Source organism: uncultured Algoriphagus sp., assembly GCF_963974365.1.
Classification (GTDB): domain Bacteria; phylum Bacteroidota; class Bacteroidia; order Cytophagales; family Cyclobacteriaceae; genus Algoriphagus.
This window is the reverse complement of the sequence record NZ_CAXBBX010000004.1, coordinates 202,965-222,217: the sequence shown is the minus strand read 5'-3', so window position 1 is coordinate 222,217 and position 19,253 is coordinate 202,965. Positions and strand designations below refer to the sequence as shown.

General features: G+C 41.0%; 16 protein-coding genes. 13 read left to right on the top strand and 3 right to left on the bottom strand.

Going from position 1 to position 19,253, the window contains the following annotated elements:
• Positions 1 to 567: 567 nt before the first annotated feature.
• From purL to AACZ87_RS07250, 7 genes are all read left to right on the top strand, one after another.
• Entirely contained in the window at positions 568 to 4,251 is a 3,684-nt protein-coding gene (gene purL / locus AACZ87_RS07280; protein ID WP_339866031.1) for a phosphoribosylformylglycinamidine synthase, read from the top strand.
• A 387-nt stretch (positions 4,252 to 4,638) separates the two neighbouring features.
• Positions 4,639 to 5,067, top strand: a complete 429-nt coding sequence (locus tag AACZ87_RS07275) for a hypothetical protein (protein ID WP_339866030.1) — start codon at positions 4,639 to 4,641, stop codon at positions 5,065 to 5,067.
• Positions 5,068 to 5,600: 533 nt separating this feature from the next.
• Positions 5,601 to 5,933, top strand: coding sequence for a hypothetical protein (locus AACZ87_RS07270; RefSeq protein WP_339866029.1), 333 nt, complete (start codon positions 5,601 to 5,603; stop codon positions 5,931 to 5,933).
• A gap of 219 nt (positions 5,934 to 6,152) precedes the next feature.
• Positions 6,153 to 7,007 carry an HAEPLYID family protein gene (locus AACZ87_RS07265; protein ID WP_339866028.1) on the top strand — a complete coding sequence of 285 codons (855 nt, stop codon included), beginning with the start codon at positions 6,153 to 6,155 and terminating at the stop codon, positions 7,005 to 7,007.
• A 612-nt stretch (positions 7,008 to 7,619) separates the two neighbouring features.
• The gene (locus AACZ87_RS07260) at positions 7,620 to 8,411 is read left to right on the top strand and encodes a sugar phosphate isomerase/epimerase (RefSeq protein WP_339866226.1); all 792 of its coding nucleotides are present in this window, start codon (positions 7,620 to 7,622) and stop codon (positions 8,409 to 8,411) included.
• Positions 8,412 to 8,700: 289 nt separating this feature from the next.
• Entirely contained in the window at positions 8,701 to 9,027 is a 327-nt protein-coding gene (locus AACZ87_RS07255; protein WP_339866027.1) for a metalloregulator ArsR/SmtB family transcription factor, read from the top strand.
• Positions 9,024 to 9,992, top strand: coding sequence for an SRPBCC domain-containing protein (locus AACZ87_RS07250; protein WP_339866026.1), 969 nt, complete (start codon positions 9,024 to 9,026; stop codon positions 9,990 to 9,992). The genes AACZ87_RS07255 and AACZ87_RS07250 overlap by 4 nt, the downstream gene beginning before the upstream one ends.
• 80 nt (positions 9,993 to 10,072) lie before the next feature.
• Here the strand turns inward: AACZ87_RS07250 and AACZ87_RS07245 are convergent, their stop codons facing one another.
• Positions 10,073 to 10,810 (bottom strand): phytanoyl-CoA dioxygenase family protein, encoded by a 738-nt coding sequence (locus AACZ87_RS07245; protein WP_339866025.1) that lies wholly within the window; start codon positions 10,808 to 10,810, stop codon positions 10,073 to 10,075.
• A gap of 327 nt (positions 10,811 to 11,137) precedes the next feature.
• Positions 11,138 to 11,596, bottom strand: coding sequence for a small multi-drug export protein (locus tag AACZ87_RS07240; protein WP_339866024.1), 459 nt, complete (start codon positions 11,594 to 11,596; stop codon positions 11,138 to 11,140).
• A gap of 469 nt (positions 11,597 to 12,065) precedes the next feature.
• Here AACZ87_RS07240 and AACZ87_RS07235 point away from each other — a divergent pair, with 469 nt between their 5' ends.
• The 5 genes from AACZ87_RS07235 to AACZ87_RS07215 all read left to right on the top strand — a co-directional run bounded on the left by AACZ87_RS07235 (position 12,066) and on the right by AACZ87_RS07215 (position 17,696).
• Positions 12,066 to 12,305, top strand: coding sequence for a hypothetical protein (locus AACZ87_RS07235; protein ID WP_339866023.1), 240 nt, complete (start codon positions 12,066 to 12,068; stop codon positions 12,303 to 12,305).
• Between the two features lie 106 nt (positions 12,306 to 12,411).
• Entirely contained in the window at positions 12,412 to 14,016 is a 1,605-nt protein-coding gene (locus AACZ87_RS07230) for a SulP family inorganic anion transporter (RefSeq protein WP_339866022.1), read from the top strand.
• A 28-nt stretch (positions 14,017 to 14,044) separates the two neighbouring features.
• A complete protein-coding gene (locus tag AACZ87_RS07225) occupies positions 14,045 to 14,695 on the top strand; it encodes a carbonic anhydrase family protein (protein WP_339866021.1) in 651 nt (216 codons plus the stop codon).
• 282 nt (positions 14,696 to 14,977) lie between these two features.
• Positions 14,978 to 16,249 (top strand): DUF445 domain-containing protein, encoded by a 1,272-nt coding sequence (locus tag AACZ87_RS07220; protein WP_339866020.1) that lies wholly within the window; start codon positions 14,978 to 14,980, stop codon positions 16,247 to 16,249.
• Positions 16,250 to 16,457: 208 nt separating this feature from the next.
• The gene (locus AACZ87_RS07215) at positions 16,458 to 17,696 is read left to right on the top strand and encodes a hypothetical protein (protein ID WP_339866019.1); all 1,239 of its coding nucleotides are present in this window, start codon (positions 16,458 to 16,460) and stop codon (positions 17,694 to 17,696) included.
• Positions 17,697 to 17,886: 190 nt separating this feature from the next.
• Here the strand turns inward: AACZ87_RS07215 and AACZ87_RS07210 are convergent, their stop codons facing one another.
• Complete coding sequence (locus AACZ87_RS07210) at positions 17,887 to 18,333, bottom strand: KTSC domain-containing protein (RefSeq protein WP_339866018.1); 447 nt, start codon at positions 18,331 to 18,333, stop codon at positions 17,887 to 17,889.
• 215 nt (positions 18,334 to 18,548) lie between these two features.
• Here AACZ87_RS07210 and AACZ87_RS07205 point away from each other — a divergent pair, with 215 nt between their 5' ends.
• On the top strand, positions 18,549 to 19,244 hold the full coding sequence (locus tag AACZ87_RS07205) for an SDR family oxidoreductase (RefSeq protein ID WP_339866017.1): 696 nt from the start codon (positions 18,549 to 18,551) through the stop codon (positions 19,242 to 19,244).
• Positions 19,245 to 19,253: the final 9 nt, after the last annotated feature.

Here is a 19,253-nt window from a genome sequence, read left to right as displayed (position 1 = left end):
AATTTCGGAACGCAAAACTACGGAAACTTTCACCAATACAAAAGTTTCCCACGTATCAAAAACGAACAATATTCGGTATTAACAGAATAATAATATAGAAAAGTGTGCGAAAGTGGACATCGTATTTAGATTTTGGAATTTTCAGTGGAGAGGAATTGGTAGCAAGATACCAGTATCAAGTAGCAAGACATTAGACATAAGATTTGAGAAACAGGTTGGTTCAAGTCTTCAGACCTGTCCGATCTCAGACGGGCTTAGATCTTCTGTTATGAAGTCTTCTGACTTCGTATTTCAATTTCAAAACTTCGCAGCCTGAAGACTGCATGGTAATAGGCACGAGACTAACTATTTAAGATTAGCTCAACTCCTCGGAAATCCCGTAAATCGTAATTCATATTTCGTAAATCAAAACAGATTGCTTTCGCACTAACAAATCCTCTCTCCTCTCGAACTGAAAACTGAGACTGACCACTGAAAACTGATCAGTATATTTTTCAATCTTTCAATTTTCAAATTTTTCAATCTACCTCTCAATTCCGTACCTTTGCATCTTACCAGCCAAAGGACATGATTTTCTTCTTTGAATCCCCTCTAAAAACCGTTTACGCTGTACATTCTCCACAACCTTTCGCACCCGAAGACTTAGAAAAGCTGACTTGGCTTTTCGGCGGAGCTACAGCAATCAACACACCAGCACTTTCCGGAAAATACTCAGGACCTCGCAAGGAAATGATTACTCCATGGTCAACCAACGCTGTGGAAATCTCTGCAAACATGGGAATCCCTGGAATCATCCGCGTCGAGGAGTTTTTCCCGATGAATGAAGGCGACAGCATAGATCCCATGCTTCAGCATGCATTTGATGGGCTGGATCAGGAGATTTTTGACATTCACCTGCAGCCGGAAGCGATCGTAGAAATCAACGATATCGAGGCTTATAATAAGGAGAACGGATTGGCGCTAAGTCAGGAAGAAGTGGATTATCTGGACAACGTATCCAAGCAATTGGAGCGTCCACTGACGGATTCTGAGGTTTTCGGATTTTCCCAAGTGAACTCCGAACACTGTCGCCACAAGATTTTCAACGGTACTTTTATCATAGATGGAGTAGAAAAGCCACAGACGCTTTTCCAACTCATCAAAGAAACTTCCAAAGCGCATCCTAACCGTATCGCTTCTGCCTACAAAGACAACGTAGCCTTTGTAGCAGGACCAAAAGCACAGCAATTCGCTCCGAAAACAGCGCATCAGGCGGACTTCTTCGAAACCCGTGAGATCGACACGGTTATTTCCCTGAAAGCTGAAACACACAACTTCCCAACTACCGTGGAGCCTTTCAACGGCGCGGCAACCGGAGCTGGTGGAGAAATCAGAGACCGTATGGCTGGCGGAACTGCCTCTATTCCTTTGGCAGGAACGGCTGTTTATATGACTTCCTATCCTCGTTCTGAGAAAGGAAGATCTTGGGAAAGCAAGTTGGAAGAACGTCCTTGGCTATACCAAACGCCTATGGATATCCTGATCAAAGCTTCCAACGGAGCTTCTGATTTCGGAAACAAATTCGGTCAACCGCTGATCTCTGGATCACTTTTGACTTTCGAGCATGAGGAAGACGGAAAACACCACGGTTTTGATAAGGTAATTATGTTGGCTGGTGGCGTGGGCTTCACCAATGCCAAGTACACTAAAAAGGATGCGCCAAAAGCCGGTGATCAGATTGTGATCATGGGCGGCGACAATTATAGAATCGGAATGGGCGGTTCGGCGGTTTCTTCCCTGAATACCGGAGAACTTTCCAACGCAATCGAGCTAAATGCAATTCAGCGATCCAACCCTGAGATGCAAAAGCGTGTCTCCAATGTGATCCGCGCCATGGCTGAGAGCGAAAACAATCCAATCATATCTATCCACGATCACGGAGCTGGCGGGCATTTGAACTGCCTTTCTGAATTGGTGGAAGATGCCGGAGGAACAATCCACATCGACCAATTACCGGTGGGAGATCCTACGCTTTCCGCTAAGGAAATCATCGGAAACGAATCCCAGGAACGTATGGGATTGGTGATTGGCAAAAAGGACGTAGATACCTTACATCAAATCTCTGACCGTGAGCGCGCTCCATTCTATGTGGTGGGCGAGACGACCGGAGATATGCATTTCAAATTCGAAAATGGCAAAACTGGCGAGAAGCCAGTGGACTGGAACCTGAGCTACATGTTCGGTTCTTCCCCTAAAACCATTTTGGAAGACGATACGACCAACTCAACTTTTGCGGAAGCAAGCTATGAAGCTGACCTGATCCAAGCCTATGTACGCGAAGTACTCCAGCTGGAAGCGGTAGCATGTAAGGATTGGTTGACAAATAAAGCTGATAGATCCGTGACAGGTCGTGTGGCTACACAGCAGACCGTCGGTGAGATCCAACTTCCGCTGAATGATGTGGCTGTAATGGCGCTTGACTTCACCGGAAACAAAGGCATCGCAACTTCCATTGGTCATGCGCCAGTGGCTGCTTTGGCAGATCCTGAAGCAGGTAGCAGATTGGCGATCGCTGAGGCGATGACCAACTTGATTTTTGCGCATATTCAGGACGGCTTGCAGGGGATTTCCCTTTCTGCCAACTGGATGTGGCCAGCCAAAAACAAAGGCGAAAACGATAGATTGTATAGAGCGGTTGAAGCCGTATCCAAGTTTGCCATTGATCTGGGCGTGAACATTCCTACAGGAAAGGATTCCCTTTCCATGACTCAGAAATATCCTGACGGAAAAACGGTTTACTCCCCGGGAACAGTGATTATCTCCTCCGTGGGTGAATGCTCTGATGTACAGAAAACCGTGAAAACTGCCTTGAAACCTATCAAAGGAAGCAGAATCCTATACATAGATTTCTCCAAGGACGAGTTCAAACTGGCTGGTTCCAGCTTCTACCAAGCCTTGAACAAGGTTGGAACTGAAACTCCGGACGTCAAAAACCCTAGATATTTCGCGAAGGCATTTACCGCAGTTCAGGATTTGATCGATCAAACTTGGATCCTGGCAGGACACGACATTTCTTCAGGTGGATTGGTAACAGCCCTGTTGGAAATGTGCTTCCCAGTGCAAAATATTGGGTTGAAAGTAAAACTGAATCGCCTTCATGAGGCTGACATGGTGAAAGCGTTATTTGCCGAGAATCCGGGAATCCTGATTCAGGTGGCCGATGACCATGCAGTGGAAACCTTGTTGGTGGAAGCTGACATTGATTATGTGGAGCTGGCAAAGGTGACTGATTCTGGAAACATTGAGTTTGCAGGAAAAGACCTGACACTGGACATCGCTGAGCTTCGTGATGTATGGTTCAGATCTTCTTACTTATTAGACAGAAAGCAAAGTGGAGAGCAACTAGCGAAAGACCGCTTTGACAATTATAAAAATCAGCCGCTTGCATTTGAGTTTGCAGAAGGATGGAAAGGTAGTTTCGCAACTGCTGGACTAGATCCTTTCCGCACTACCAAAGGCAAGGCGAAAGCAGCGATTATACGTGAAAAAGGTGTGAATGGCGATCGTGAGATGGCTTACTCACTTTGGTTGTCAGGATTCGAGGTGAAAGACATTCACATGACTGATCTGATTGCAGGTCGTGAAAACCTGGAAGACGTACAGATGATCGTCTTCGTGGGTGGATTCTCCAACTCCGATGTACTAGGTTCGGCCAAAGGATGGGCAGGTGCATTCCTTTACAATCCTAAGGCTAAGCAGGCGCTGGACAACTTCTACGCAAGACCTGACACCTTGAGTTTGGGCGTATGTAACGGTTGCCAACTGATGGTAGAACTAGGCTTGGTCACTCCTGATCATGCCGACAAACCAAAGATGCTGCACAATGCATCACATAAGTTTGAATCTACTTTCGTGAATGTGACCATCCCTCAAAATGAGTCTGTGATGCTAGGATCACTTAGCGGACAGAGACTGGGTGTATGGGTAGCACATGGAGAAGGTAAGTTCTCACTTCCGCAAGAAGAAAGCGACTACAACTTCGCAATGAAGTATAGCTACGAGGCTTATCCGGGCAATCCAAACGGTTCCGATCATGCCACTGCAGGTATCGCATCCGCCGACGGTCGTCACCTGGCTATCATGCCACACATCGAACGAAGCCTGAAGCCTTGGAATTGGGCACATTATCCTGCTGATAGAAATGATGACTTTACGCCATGGATGGAGGCATTTGTGAATGCAAGGGTTTGGGTTGAAGAACATACTTCTTAAACTTCGAAATTAAGAAATCGATGTTCAGCATTCGATATTTACGAATTACGATATTGGATTTACGAGATTGACTTGAACTTCAGCCGTAAATTAGGATTCGAACACTTTTGAATTTGACTTATAAATCCCTTAGAGCAATCTGAGGGATTTTTTTTTGTTCAAGGTAGTGCTCCTCGGAGAACCTAATATGTCTCTATATTTTCAGAACTTATTTTTTAATTTATAATCATTAAGTTGAATATTCATAAATAATAACAAAATATAGAATTAATTATAGATTTTAGTGATATAAATTAAATATTACTCTATATTTAAATACTTTAATTTAAAAAATATCGTATTATTGAATTTTAGCAATTTAAATCCTAGTATATCTAAAAAAATAAAATGGAAAATACAAATGAGCTAAAGGAGATTACTCGCAGATTTATTATTGCCGTGGATTATTTAAAAGAAACTGGTCTTTTAAAGAGTTACAAAGAATTAATAAAAGCTAATATTAGAGCTCAACGAATTTCCGATTTCAAAAAGTACGTTAAGGAAAATACTAAAAACAGTTACGTATCTCCTGTTGAGTTAAAGCAACTTCATGATTATTATGGCGTAAGTTACAATTACATCATGGACGGAATTATGCCTATATGTTCTGAAAAATCGATGTCATTTGAACCTAGTGTAGATCATCAGCTTCTAAATTCTGACCATGGTTTATTAACAAAGCTTAATGATTTACCTCATGAAATTTTAGTCCTCGCAAAGCGTGTTGAGACTTTGGAGTTGGAAATTCGACACTTAAAAAATAAGCATAAAAGCTAGTTTTTACAGTATCCCCTCTAGGTGTAGTCAGATAGTTATAGCAACCCTTTTTCTTTTCGACAGTAAGTAAGGTTTTCCAAAATAAAGTCACGGTAAACATTTCTGGAAAACACATCCGACCAACCTACAACTTGAAAAGTCAAGAAATATGGCATTTCCTTCCCGATAAGAATCGGGATGGTATGCTTCGCCCATACAATTAAAATAATTCGAATCGCTCGAAATGCAAATTCATTGTGATAGAAAGGTGTAGTTACACTACCTACACCTAGTACGATGCATTATAACAAAAAAAGAAGCTACTAGGACGTTTAACTATCTCGCAAAGTAGGCAGAATACGAATCATAAATAAAACCAATCCCCTCCACAAAATGACTAATTAAACTTAAAAAACCAAAGACTGATCATGTGTTTGAAACGTTCTGGTGAAGGTCTTTTTTATTAATTCTACTCACTATTGGAAAATCACTAATATTGTAACGTGATTCTTAGCTTAAGAAATAGCGCAGTTGCAAAACTTTTATGGGTACTGATGGGCCTTTATATTCTAAACCTCAGTGCTGACACCGAGGACCCAGAGTCTCAGCATATTGCAGAAGATCTCACAATAAATGACCAGGAAAGCATGGTCGAAGTATTGGTAGAAACTATTCTGGGTTTTGAGGAAGCTTTTGAGGAATTCGATGATCCTGACGCTGAAGAGCAGAATAACAACAACCTCCAAAAGTTAGTCTTGTCTCTCCATAATCCTGCTGAGGAGCATCTTTTTAACTTATCTATTCCAGCAAACACCAATTTTTCAGATCCTAGAGCAGTTTTATGCCTTGGATTTTATCAACTCGACTCCCCTCCCCCAACTAGTTGATTGATAGTTAAAAAACTCACATTCAACTACCAGTTAGGGCAAGTCTGATTTTGCAATAATCAAGTGCTTCTTGAGAAAGAAATGACTAAAAAGTTTAGGTAGACCTTTCTAGCAAGGCTTATCCCCGAAGCAATCCTCCGTTCTATGGATCGACATGTTTGCTATCCTGTAGGTAGTTGAAAGATAAATTCCATATCAATCAATAAAATCGATCATACCGTGAACACTAAATATATTCTTACCGTGGTAACCCTATGGGTTACCATCAGCATTTCCTTTGCGCAAAATACTAATACAGAAAAAGACAGTCTCTATATACTCCAGATAGAGGAATTAAAAGAACCTGACAAAGTACTCCACGCCGAGCCACTTTACATAGACTTGATCCGCGACCTTGGCGCACGTAAAGGTGAAAAAGAATGGAATGTTGGATTAGGGCTGACTGACAATCTGAGTTTTGACTCGTATGAAGCTCTTATAGAATATGAATGGGCACCCGTCAACAGACTTGGTCTGGAAGTGGAATTGCCTTTTACTTTCTATGCACCTATGAAAGGCACTGAGAGAGATTCAGTGCCTTCCAATCAATTAAACAGCCTAAAACTTGCTGCACAATGGACTTTCTTTGTGAATGCAGCTCATGCTACTTCGATGGCAGTGGGATATATCAATGAGTTTGAACTTGCTGATTTCAGAAGCCTTAGCAGTTCAATAATCACAGGCAATGTGTATAATCCTTTTTTGGTAGTCGCTAAACGTTGGGGAAGTAACTATCATTCTCTAATCTACACGGGGCCAATGTTTCATCAGGACTTTAATAACAAGAAAATATATGTAACCTACGATATCAATACGAGTTTGCACTACATGATTCCCGGTACCAGAAACTTCCTTGGGGTTGAGTTTAATCAGACTATAAACTCAAATAATCTCAAAACAGTGATACGCCCTCAAATGAGACTTGGTATAAGCGAAAGTCTTATGATTGGTATAGTGGCTGGCATACCTGTTCAGAAAGGCAATGAACGCCTAAGCTCTTTCTTGAGATTAATCTGGGAGCCAAAACATAACTAGAAAACATGATGCAGGATCTGGGTGTAGTCAGATAGTTATAGGACTGGGTGAGTTAGTCTAACCTATTGCCAGGCCAAAGGCTAAAACAACCCGCCGTGGCGGGTTGTTTTTTTAACGCCTTGTCCTACCCAAATATCCTAACAGGTTTTCAATAGTAAATTACTGCAATCTAGCGTCCAGCCATGAAATCGTATAGCATATTCGTTGGGATAGGAAGTCAGATTTTCCAAAAAAAAATCACGATAGATTTTTCTATAAAAAACATCCGCCCAACCTACAACTTGAAAAGTTAAGAAGTATAGCATTTCCTTCCCGATAAGAATCGGGATGGTATGCTTCGCACATACAATTAAAATAATTCGAATCGCCCGAATTGCAAATTCATTGTGATAGAAAGGGGGAGTTACAACCTATACCTAGTCTCAGATCACACCCAGTCTCGGTCGGTGAAGCCACCATCCCAAACCCATCTCTCCAAAACAAACGATTCCGTAGTATTGGCAAAGCTCAAGACCTCTCTTTGGTTTGCATTTACTAAATTGGCTGATAATAACTCCTAAAATAATCTACATGAAATCAACTCTATTAACCCTTTTGTTTGCATTCTCCCTGATGGTTTGCAAAGCACAGGATAGCAGGCCTGGACCACAGTTACCGCCTGAAACAGGCGAAACATTCAAAGTAGGAATTGCAGGCTACACTTTTGTGAAGTTTGATCTGGACAAGACACTGGAAACATTGAAAGCCTTGGATGTTCATTATCTCTGCATCAAGGATTTTCATTTGCCAATGACAAGTACTGATGATGAAATAGCTGCTTTTCATGAAAAACTGAAAGCCAATGATATCACCGGATATGCTGTTGGTCCGATCTACATGAAATCTGAGGCCGAAATCGATAAGGCATTTGATTATGCAAAAAGAGTTGGGGTAAAACTGATCGTGGGCGTTCCCAATGTGGAGCTGCTTCCGTACGTTGATAAAAAGGTGAAGGAGTATGATTTCAAATTCGCCATTCATTTGCACGGGCCGGATATTAAAATCTATCAGGATGCCGACGATGTTTGGAACCACACCAAAGATCTAGATCCAAGAATTGGGATGTGTCTGGACATTGGCCACGATACAAGAAATGGAAAGGACCCAGTAGCAGATATGGAAAAATACCACACCCGCGTATTCGATATGCACATCAAAGACGTGACAGCCCCTGCCAAAGAGGGATATTCACTCGAAGTAGGACGTGGGGTGATCGATTTTGCTGCAATGGTCAAAATGATCAGAAAAGTTGGTTACACAGGCGTATGCAGTCTGGAGCATGAGAGAAATCAGGATAATCCGTTTATGGGGATTGCCGAATCCATAGGATATTTTCGGGGAGTAATTGAAACGACCAAAAAATAGGTTTCAACTTAATCTAAATAGCAAAAAGGCTGAATTCTAAGGAGTTCAGCCTTTTTTATTTGAGATTTCTAATCTTGCCAACGGCAAGACCTATATAAGCCCAGAATGCAATTCTGGGTAAAAGAAAAAGATATAAAGAACCCAGAGTGCCAACGGCACGATCTGTAGTAAACTTCTGATAAAGAATTAACCCTTCCCTAAATAAAAGATTCAAAAATCTTCAAGTACTTTTTGAGCAACCAATTAATTGCATATATTTGAGCAATCATTCAGTTGCAAATAAGAAAAGATGAAAACCAGAAGAGACGTATTTCAGGCCATTGCCGACCCTACCCGGCGCGCAATCATTTTGCTATTGGCAGTAGGCGCGATGACTCCCAATGCCCTTGCCGAACATTTCAACTCGAGTAGGCAGGCTGTTTCCAAACACCTGCAAATTCTCACGGAATGTGAACTGGTACAGCAAGAGCAACAAGGCAGGGAAATAAATTATCACTTGAATGCTGATAAGATGAAGGACATAGAAAAATGGCTGGAGCAGTTTAAGCAACTACTTGCTCAGCGATTCGACCAACTTGATACTGTTTTAGAACAATTAAAATCCAGAAGAAAATGAAAAGCAATCTAAAATTTGACTTTACAGTCAACAAGGAAAACAACACCGTAAACGTAAACCGTGAATTTGCGGCAAATCTGGAATTGGTTTGGGAAGCCTGGACCAACCCTGAAATTCTTGACCAGTGGTGGGCACCCAAACCCTACCGCACCGAAACAAAATCAATGGATTTTAGAGAAGGCGGAATGTGGCTTTATGCCATGATCAGTCCTGAAAACGTAAAGCACTGGTGTAGAAATGACTACCATAAAATTGTTCATCAATCCATGTTTTCTGGTTTGGATGCTTTTTGCGATGAGAAAGGAGAGGTAAATAAAGCAATGCCAAGGACATTGTGGACGAACAATTTCAACGCTCAAGGAGAAACCACAATAGTAAGCATTGTCGCCAAATACGACAGCCTTGCTGATTTGGAAAAAGTAATTCAGATGGGCTTTAAGGAAGGTTTCACCATGGCGCTGGAAAACCTTGACCAATATATTGCCGCTCAATTTAAACTTCGCCAGCGAAACAAAACCAGCAATAAGTCTAGAGTCTCAAGCTACTTGAATTTTGACGGAAAAACCGAAGAAGCATTTCTGTTCTATAAGCATGTGTTTGGGACAGAATTCTTAGGAAAAGGCATTGAACGGTTTGGTGAAATCCCTGAAGAACCTGGAAATCCACCAATCGCGGAAGGAATTAAGAAAATGGTCCTTCATGTAGAACTGCCCATCCTCGGTGGACATATTTTAATGGGAACAGATGCGCCGAAGGAAATGGGCTTCACACTCTCAAAAGGGAACAATATGCACCTTTGTCTTGAACCTGAAACCAGAGCTGAAGCGGACCGACTTTTCACCGAACTCTCAGCAGGAGGAAACGTCACCATGCCAATGGCAGACATGTTTTTTGGGGCATACTTCGGGGAGTTTTCGGATAAGTATGGAATCAATTGGATGATAAACTTTCAAAATCCAGGCTGAGCGAAGTGTGGTAGCATTGCCCTAAGTACTAGAAAGAAACTACGTATTGCTGGCTAATCCAATTTGCTCATATTATGAACCTACACATCCAAAATCCCTCGCCCCTTTTCCCCAATTCTCTCTAAAGTCTCTTTAGTAATGTACTTCAGTTGGTCGATCTGCTGAGGCAGTTCTCTACGGCAGAAATAGCTGTGAATGCTTCTGCGCACTCGGTCGGTTTGATTGGTAGTACCTCCATGCCAGACGTGGGAATTGAATATAAACACCGATCCTGCAGGAGCAATAATCCGGATTTCGTCCGGATGCTTCTGGAGCGGATCAGGCATCACTTCATCGGGCAAGGAGTCTAATTTATGGGATTTGGGTACAATTCGGGTGGAACCGTTAGACTCAGTGAAATCATCCAACAACCAAATGCTGTTGCAGACTTGATACTGCCCATTCGGTACAGTATTTTTCCAATCCACATGTAGCTTTTGAAGTCCCTGACTGGGTTTTGCCGCTCTATAGTTGAGAGAGGACAATTTATACGCCTGACCCAACACAGCTTCAATTCCAGCAAGCACACGAGGATGCGTATAGAAAACATCGAAAACTGGCCCCTTGTTGACCAGGTTGGCCAAGCGATCTGCTCCCTCCTCTTTGGGGTGACGGATATATTTTGATTCTGCTAATTCCGCACCTGCATTTTCCCCTTCAGCCTGCATCAATTCTTCGATTCTATCATTGACCTGTTTGACTTCATCTAAGGTCAAAAGTTGACCTAAATTGAGATAACCGTAGGTGTCTAAAAATTCAATTTCTTCTTGGGTAAGCATGGGAGCGTATTTTATGATAGACTGAAATTATACCAGCACCTTTAATTCACTTGTTCAACGTGACTGGAACACTAATGACCATAGAACTAAGTGACTACAATTAGCGAGTTTACCAAATATTTCGCTTTTCTCTTCTTTTTATTTGGTAAAAAATTAAACAATAGCACCGCATTTATTCGCTAAAAATCAAAGATAAAAAAAGTAAGATGCGATTGATAAAACGCTATTGAGGCTTGGTTGCGTTGGACTAAATCACCATTTCAACTGTTGTTGAATTCCTGTAAACGGTAGACTTGAGCAAATTCTCTAGGGAAAGCCCTTATCCCATTATTTAAACCCTCCAATAGCTAGCACAGTGGTCACCCAGACAATAACACAGGATATAAAAATCCCTATAAAGTTTGCCAAAAAAGCTTTTTTCTTTTCCATGCCAAACAGATAGCCAGCAATGGTACCTGCATACACCCCAGTACCTGGGATCGGAAGAAGTACGAAGAACATAAGACCCCAGAAACCATACTTTTGCACGTTTTTACCTGCCCCCGCTTTGGCTCTACGGCCAACAAAAATCGCGGCTTTTTTATAATGATACCATTTCAGAAGATAGCGGTTGACTACATCAAGAAAAAAGGTCATCACAGGAAATACCATCACATTCGCAAAAAAGCAAAGCGCAAAAGCCAAGTATATATTTATGTCATTCAGAATGGCGTAAGGGATGCCGAGTTTCGCTTCTCCAAACGGTGAAATGCTCCAAAGCATGGCGATAAGTATGTCGAGAAACATTAGGTGGTGATTAGATGCTGCAAAAGTAATGAATTCTTCAAATGCCACTGCTCAGCAGCACTTCAAATTCTTATTCTAAAACGTATTCCAAACCAAAAGGATTACATTTCTTTTTATGAAATGGATAATTCTGTCCCGATACTCACCTTTGATTATCGAGTATTATTTTATGCCAGATAAAATTAAACTACATCTACTCTACTACAGCTAAAATACATAAGACATTGAAATTCAATTATATCTATAATCAAAACCTAACATCATTTCATTAATATATCGCGTTTCTATTATCCAAAAAATCACTTACTCTTGAAAAAATTGACCAATTGATATCAATTTCATGTAGGGATTTACGTTATTCGCCAAACCTAGTCGTTCCAAAGAACATTTGAATTTCAGCAAATACATATATAGCTTAATCGCGTTTGGGTTTTTAGTTATACTAATTTCCCTCTTGGTCGTGCCTACTGTGATTGTAGCAACCATTGATGAGGAAGCAGATATTTCTATGGTATATTCCTTTGCGGAAGAAGAGACCAAAGAACACGAAGTCAAAATCTCTCCGAATCTGGATGATTATATTTTTACTAGTCGCTTTTTTGATGAAAAAGCATTCACCGAATTACTTACAACTAAGTTTAAGGATGTCAATTTATTGACTTTCATACATCACCCCGGAATTATAGTACCGCCCCCTGAGTTTTCCTGATTTTTTCTTTGTCCCTGTCAATTTCATTGGCATCAGTCAAATCACTAATTGCATAGGTAAAATATTTTTTTACTAAAGCAGGAATTTTAACTCATAATTAAATTAAATGAAAAGTAATAATCTATTTGCGCATCTGAAATCAGATGTTGCATCAGGTTTAGTCGTATTTCTGGTAGCACTCCCTTTATGCTTGGGTATAGCTTTAGCCTCTGGGGCGCCTTTATTTTCAGGAATAATTGCAGGAATAATTGGCGGTATCGTGGTGGGGTTTTTAAGCCAATCCCACATAAGTGTCTCAGGACCAGCCGCTGGATTGACAGCAATCGTATTTGTAGCCATCGCTGATCTTGGCTATGAAGCCTTTTTGGTTGCTGTTATCTTATCAGGCGCGATGCAATTACTCCTCGGCTTCCTGAAAGCCGGAACAATATCGAACTACTTCCCATCCACGGTAATCGAAGGAATGCTAGCTGGGATAGGAGTAATAATACTGATTCAGCAAGTCCCCCTCGCATTGGGTTCAGACGTGGAAGTGAGTACTGGTTTCGGTGTATTTTCGGACTTATTTGCCGCCTTTCAGGACATTCAACCTGGCATCCTGATTATCACAGTAGCATCTTTAGCAGTACTTATAATCTGGGACAAAGTGCCTGCATTGAAGAAGCTGAAGCTTATTCCGGGCGCCTTAGTAGCCGTTGCTACTGGAATATTGATCAATGGCATATTTATAATGACCGACAGCCCTTTGGTCGTCACTTCGGAATACTTAGTGAGTCTGCCTGTGCCTACAAGTTTTGAAGAATTCAAAGGCATTTTTGCATCCCCATCTTACAATTCCATACTTAATCCAGGAGTATGGCTAGTAGCCGTGACTATCACCATAGTAGCTTCCATCGAAACACTTTTATGTATAGAAGCAACAGAGAGGCTGGATACTTTGAAGCGTTTTGTCAACACAAACATGGAATTAAAAGCGCAAGGGATCGGCAACATGATCAGCGGTGTTCTAGGTGGACTACCGATGACTTCAGTGGTGGTGAGATCTTCTGCGAATGCGAATGCAGGAGCTAAAACGAAAATGTCGGCTATTATCCACGGTTTACTTTTGCTTATAAGCGTAGTAAGTATACCAACTATTCTCAATATGATCCCAATGGCTACTCTGGCGGCCATTCTCCTGATCATAGGTTACAAATTGGCAAACCCTGCTACGGTGAAGCACTTCTGGCTGCGCGGAAAATATCAGTTTATCCCTTTCATAATGACGCTGCTAGCGGTAGTTTTCCTTGGGTTGCTTAATGGGGTTGCTTTAGGAATGATTGTGAGTATATTTTTCATACTAAAGGGCAACATTAAAAGAGCATACTTTTTCAGAAAAGAAGAATATAAAAGCGGTGATGTCATCCATGTCGATCTGGCACAGGAAGTCTCTTTTCTCAACAAGGCCGCTATCAAACTTACCCTTAACAAACTTCCAAATCACTCCAAGGTAATTATCGATGCTTCAGACACGGTCTATATTGCTCAGGATGTCTTGGATTTGATCATGGAATTCAAGATGGTAAATGCAGAAGAAAAAGACATCAATGTGGTGCTAGTAGGCTTCAAAGAAGCTTACCAGCTCGAAAATGACATAGTCACGAGCAATAAAGTCTATATGGAAAAGAGTGTATTATCAGAAGAAAAATTCAGCGAATTGTTGAACCACTAATTTATTCCCCTCACTTAACACTAGAAAAATGAGAGCACATACAGCAGAAACACAAGCGACTATTACTCCAGCTAAGGCCTTGGAGATATTAAAAGAAGGCAACCAAAGATTTGTCAACAACTTGAAAATCAACAGAAATCTACTTGAGCAGGTAAATGAGACCAAAGATGGGCAATTTCCATTTGCCGTGGTTTTGAGCTGTATAGACAGTAGAACCTCCGCCGAATTGATTTTTGATCAAGGCTTAGGTGATATTTTCAGTATTAGAATTGCTGGAAATATTATAAACGAAGACATCTTAGGGAGCATGGAATTTGCGTGCAAACTAGCTGGATCAAAATTGATCGTTGTACTTGGTCACAGCAAATGCGGAGCAATTAAAGGTGCTTGCGCAGGAGTACAAATAGGTAATCTGACAGGCTTGCTGGAAAAAGTAAAACCAGCTATTGATGACGTCAAAAATGAGATGCCAGACACAGATCAGATGTCCCCGGCATTTATTGATGCTGTGGAAAAGCAAAATGTAATTTGCATTATGGACATGATCATTAAACAAAGTCCTGTCCTAAAAGAACTTTATGAAAGTGGCGAAATAGGCATGATCGGCAGTTATTATGACGTGGAAACAGGCGAAGTAAGCTTTATGAAAGCCAGCATCGAAGAGCGACTAGCTCAATAATTCTTTGAAAATGCAGTTTTCATGTAAGTCTAAGAGTAACCTCTCAATGCTGCTGAAACTGCATTTTTATTTCCTCATCCTCACAGGTTAGACGTTGGGTTAGTTCTACTAACACTAAGTTTAACCTGTTTTTTTATACTATAATACAGCCACACCTAGTGAATTTGCCAGAGAGCAATCCCCTATTTTCAATTGTACAAAAATTCCAGCTTAGATTATAGAAGCAAGAATTAAATTATAGTTGATTCCTATATTGCATTGCCACCTGTATCAAACTGCACTATGAAAAACAGAATAGGAACTATCTCTTTAGCCATCGCCCTGATCGGCTTGGTGTTTTTCGAAGTGATGTTTCGTGTTGGTTTTTTGCAGCATCAGGCCTGGAATGTTGTATTAGCAGGATTTGAGGCTGCAGCTATCGGTGGATTTGCAGATTGGTTTGCCGTAAGTGCGTTGTTCCGCGAGATCCCAATCCCCTATTTTCGAAAGCACACAAACATTATTGCGAAGAGTAGAGGAAAGCTGACCGAAGGCATAGTTGATTTGGTCACCAATCAATGGCTTTCCCCAACTGTCATTTCAGAGAAAATGAGCGAAATGAATCCAGCCCAGGCTTTTATTTCTTTTCTGAAAAAGCCTGACAACCAGCAAAAAACTATTGGAGTGGCTAAGAAAATCGTGCTGAAGCTGGCTGAAGAAGTAGATAATCCGAAAATGGCCTCTACACTTAAAGTAATGCTCAACGAACAAATCAATGAGCTGGATCTAGCCACTACTCTCGCGGAATGGCTGGAGAAATCAATAGAAAATGGAGATCATCACCAGCTTTGGGAGCTGATGATTGACGCCAGTTCCACAGCAATTTATAGTCCTGACACCCGCAAACTTTTACTGGAAAAATTGGAATTGGCTGCTTCTGAGTATGCACACAAAAGCCTAGTGAAAGGCCTCACTATTTCATTGGCAAAATCCATCGGAGGAATCGACCTGAATGTACTTGCTGAGGATTTACTCCGAAATGCAGAGGAATTCTTAACCGAAGCCAAGTCAAATCCTAACCACCCAATTCGGGTTCGATTTGACAAATGGCTATTGGGTTTTGCGCAGCATGTAGCCTCAGGAGATACCGACAGCCGAAAAATGATCGATCAGTTCGTACAAGGATTCACCCAGCATTCGGATGCAGAAAAGGTCATCCTAAACTTATTGACTGGCTTCAAGAACAGCATTCGCCAGCAACTTGAAACTGACCAAACTCCAGTGATGCTGTTTCTGATTTCTAAATTAAACAAGATGATTGATGAGCTGGAAACTGACCCTGAAGTTCAAGGAAAAATCAATCGTTGGATCAAGGAAACGATCTCACAGCTAATCACCCAGTTTCATGGAGAAATTGGTAATATGGTTAGAAATAGCCTCAGTAAGCTGGACAACGAGGAGTTAGTCGCTCAGATTGAGGAGAAAGTTGGAAGCGATCTACAGTACATTCGTCTCAATGGCGCGGTGGTCGGAGGTATTGTAGGGATTATTTTCGCCTTGTTGAAATTGATTTAATTCAAACTCAACCCCATCGAATTAGTGATGTGTTTTTTACAGAGATACACAAGTAATTAAGGAGGTGATTTATTTTTAATTGCATGGAAGTCCCTTCCACTATACCTCCCATAAATAACTAAAATTCATTTTGAAAAAGAATTCCCATCGTGGGGTTATTCCTCTGATCTCCAGCTTCTAAATTGGCTTAGATTTAGCTAAGAGAAATTTGCAAAAAACTATCAACAGCCTTTTCTTCTCCACTCCTGAGAAAAACATGAAAACACCTCTATTTCTCTTCCTATTCCTGATATTAGCTGCTTTTGCGCAAGCTCAAACTGAAATAACCGAACAAATCAAAACAGACCGCGATAATCAACTCAAGGAACTGAATGAAAAGCTGAAAAACAACGAGGAAATAGTCAATAGACTTACTGAAAAGCTAGCAGCAACTGATAACAAAACAGCTTCGGATAAGGAAAAGATTGAGGATATGGAAAAACTACAAATTGCCCTTGATACGCGATTGAAAATCTTGGAAGAAGCTCCAAAAACCAAGATAAATCTTAACGGACAGCTTGCTTTCACAGAATTACTCAGCATTCAACGAGACATTCAGCCTCTGGAATTATTCCTCAGTTCTCAATCATTTTTCGATCAATTGGGCAGCATAGGCAAAATCCAGCAATACAAATCGTTTACAACTTGGAAAACTGACTTTGACAAATGGTATGAGAAAGATGGTAAGTCAGACCCAATGTCTGGATTACTTCAAAATTCTCTTTCATTGATTTCCACTGCATCTTCTACTGTGCCTTTATATGGCACCATGGTAAACACCGCTATTTCTGGGGTTACTAGCCTCATAGGAACACTTGGGAAAAAGGAAAAAGATCTATATGATAAGACGCCCGATATGCTTAGAATATTGAGTATCTCAAGTCAGTTTGAGCAACAAAAATCAATCATAGATCACGAATGGAACCTAATTAATCAAGAGCTGGAGCAACTGCAAAAGGAAAACTCACTTTTGCTCACTGAGCAAATGACCTACTTCGCTATTGATCATCAGCGTTTTGAAAGTAGATATCTAAGAGCCACACTTGATTCCGAAAGGGAGCAGTTCAAGAATGAATGCCGAAAATCTATTGCTGATAAGATCTCCTACTTAGACAAATCGCCCGACACCAAAGGGAAATGGCTTGGTCAGGTCGAAACGTACATGTACAAGGTGCAATCTTTACGCCTCAGATTTGGCCAACTCACCACACGGATGTTGGCAAATATTGATCAATACGACACTCTTTTGAAAAACTATTCTGACCCTGGTAAATTCCCAGTCGAATTTACCTCCAAGATAATCGCAATGAACAGCCCGCTAAATAACCTAAGAAATAAATTTTACTCAAGCTTCAATCCTGCAAAATACGTAGAAGACTCGGCTGTAATGTATATAGAACGACGATAGGTAGAAGCAAGCATATTAAATTCTTTAAATAGCATCCCACTAACTTACATTGATGGGACATCCTTGGTTAGTAGTATTCTTACAAAAGCACTGCGTGATTACAAAAGCTAGCTATCGCACTCAGAGTTTGCACTAAAACAAGAAGAAATCATCACCTGGCGTAGAAAAAGCAGTTAACCTGAGGGGTAGGTTAATCCTGCTCTACGCTTCGCTTGGTCTTTCTATACACGTAATTCGGGTAAATCGCCCGCTTTGCAAAGCGGTTAATCTTATCACTGTTAATCATTTTTTGATAGATCGGAGGCGTCACACCAAAGTATTCGTACGTCGACCCATCTACAAAAGTGATCTCAAGCACTAATCCCTTGTGATGATAATCTGCAATACCTTCATTGATCGTCTCAGTATAAGCTGCAAGATTCGCTTCTCTGGTTTCTGGCGCTATGCTTACTAAAAAATGGTAGCCATCAATTACGCGACGGCTTTGCACCTCTGCCTCCTCTTTCATGGCATCTCCATCTTGATATTTGTCAGGATGCCACTGCTTCACCAAATCGCGGTAACTCTTTTTCAAAATGGCTAGGTCAATTTCCTTTTCTACTCCAAAGAGTTTTTTGTATTCGTTTATTCGCTTCATGAGACGTTTTATTTGCGGGTGCAAAAGTACATGTTTATCCGCTATATATATCGATTAGCTCAACTATTCTAAAAACGTCTCATCAGTTCAATTTTGAAAAATGCAGTTAGAAAAATCCTACAGACCAGTTTCACAATAGATACTCCAAACAAACGGCTAGTTACCAAGTTTAACTCTCTGACAGAACATACCATCAATCTTAAAAGTAACACCTCTTGAAAAATTATTTAATCGTAGGCGGATCTTCAGGAATCGGGAAGTCTTTAGCTAATAAACTAGTAGAAGAGGGTCACAAGGTATTTGCAACTTATTATGAGTATGCAGTGGAAGAAGCACGTAAAAATATTACGTACAATCATCTAAACGTGATGGATGAAGTGCTAGATTTGAGCTTTCTTCCAGATCAATTGGATGGAATTGCCTATTGTCCGGGAAGCATTAATCTAAAACCATTTGCCCGAATCAAACCCGAGGATTTTCAAGCAGATTTTTCACTTCAGGTGGTCGGAGCTATCAAAGTCTTACAAGCAATTGCTCCTCGATTAAAAACTTCTGAAAATGCGTCAGTAGTATTTTTCTCGACGGTCGCGGTGAAGGTGGGATTCAACTTCCATAGCCAAGTAGCAGCATCCAAGGGCGCGATAGAGGGATTGACCCGTTCGCTAGCCGCAGAATGGGCTCCACAAATTCGGGTAAATTGCATCGCGCCATCCATTACAGACACGCCCTTGGCAAGTAAGCTTCTAGGTACTGATGAGAAAAAAGAAGCAAATGCACAGCGTCATCCACTCAAAAAGATAGGTACTCCTGAGGATATTGCGGCAATGGCTGCATTCCTTCTATCCGATCAATCTTCATGGATGACAGGTCAAATTCTTAATCTTGATGGTGGATTGTCAAGTATCAAATAAAAATAGCTA

Bases quoted from the DNA above. Each gene is read 5' to 3' on its own strand.
- AACZ87_RS07255 (WP_339866027.1), top strand. From the start codon at position 8,701: ATGAAAACCAGAAGAGACGTATTTCAGGCCATTGCCGACCCTACCCGG.
- AACZ87_RS07275 (WP_339866030.1), top strand. From the start codon at position 4,639: ATGGAAAATACAAATGAGCTAAAGGAGATTACTCGCAGATTTATTATT.
- AACZ87_RS07230 (WP_339866022.1), top strand. From the start codon at position 12,412: ATGAAAAGTAATAATCTATTTGCGCATCTGAAATCAGATGTTGCATCA.
- AACZ87_RS07260 (WP_339866226.1), top strand. From the start codon at position 7,620: ATGGTTTGCAAAGCACAGGATAGCAGGCCTGGACCACAGTTACCGCCT.
- AACZ87_RS07270 (WP_339866029.1), top strand. From the start codon at position 5,601: ATGGGCCTTTATATTCTAAACCTCAGTGCTGACACCGAGGACCCAGAG.
- AACZ87_RS07245 (WP_339866025.1), bottom strand. From the start codon at position 10,810: ATGCTTACCCAAGAAGAAATTGAATTTTTAGACACCTACGGTTATCTC.
- AACZ87_RS07250 (WP_339866026.1), top strand. From the start codon at position 9,024: ATGAAAAGCAATCTAAAATTTGACTTTACAGTCAACAAGGAAAACAAC.
- AACZ87_RS07225 (WP_339866021.1), top strand. From the start codon at position 14,045: ATGAGAGCACATACAGCAGAAACACAAGCGACTATTACTCCAGCTAAG.
- AACZ87_RS07210 (WP_339866018.1), bottom strand. From the start codon at position 18,333: ATGAAGCGAATAAACGAATACAAAAAACTCTTTGGAGTAGAAAAGGAA.
- purL (WP_339866031.1), top strand. From the start codon at position 568: ATGATTTTCTTCTTTGAATCCCCTCTAAAAACCGTTTACGCTGTACAT.
- AACZ87_RS07240 (WP_339866024.1), bottom strand. From the start codon at position 11,596: ATGTTTCTCGACATACTTATCGCCATGCTTTGGAGCATTTCACCGTTT.
- AACZ87_RS07220 (WP_339866020.1), top strand. From the start codon at position 14,978: ATGAAAAACAGAATAGGAACTATCTCTTTAGCCATCGCCCTGATCGGC.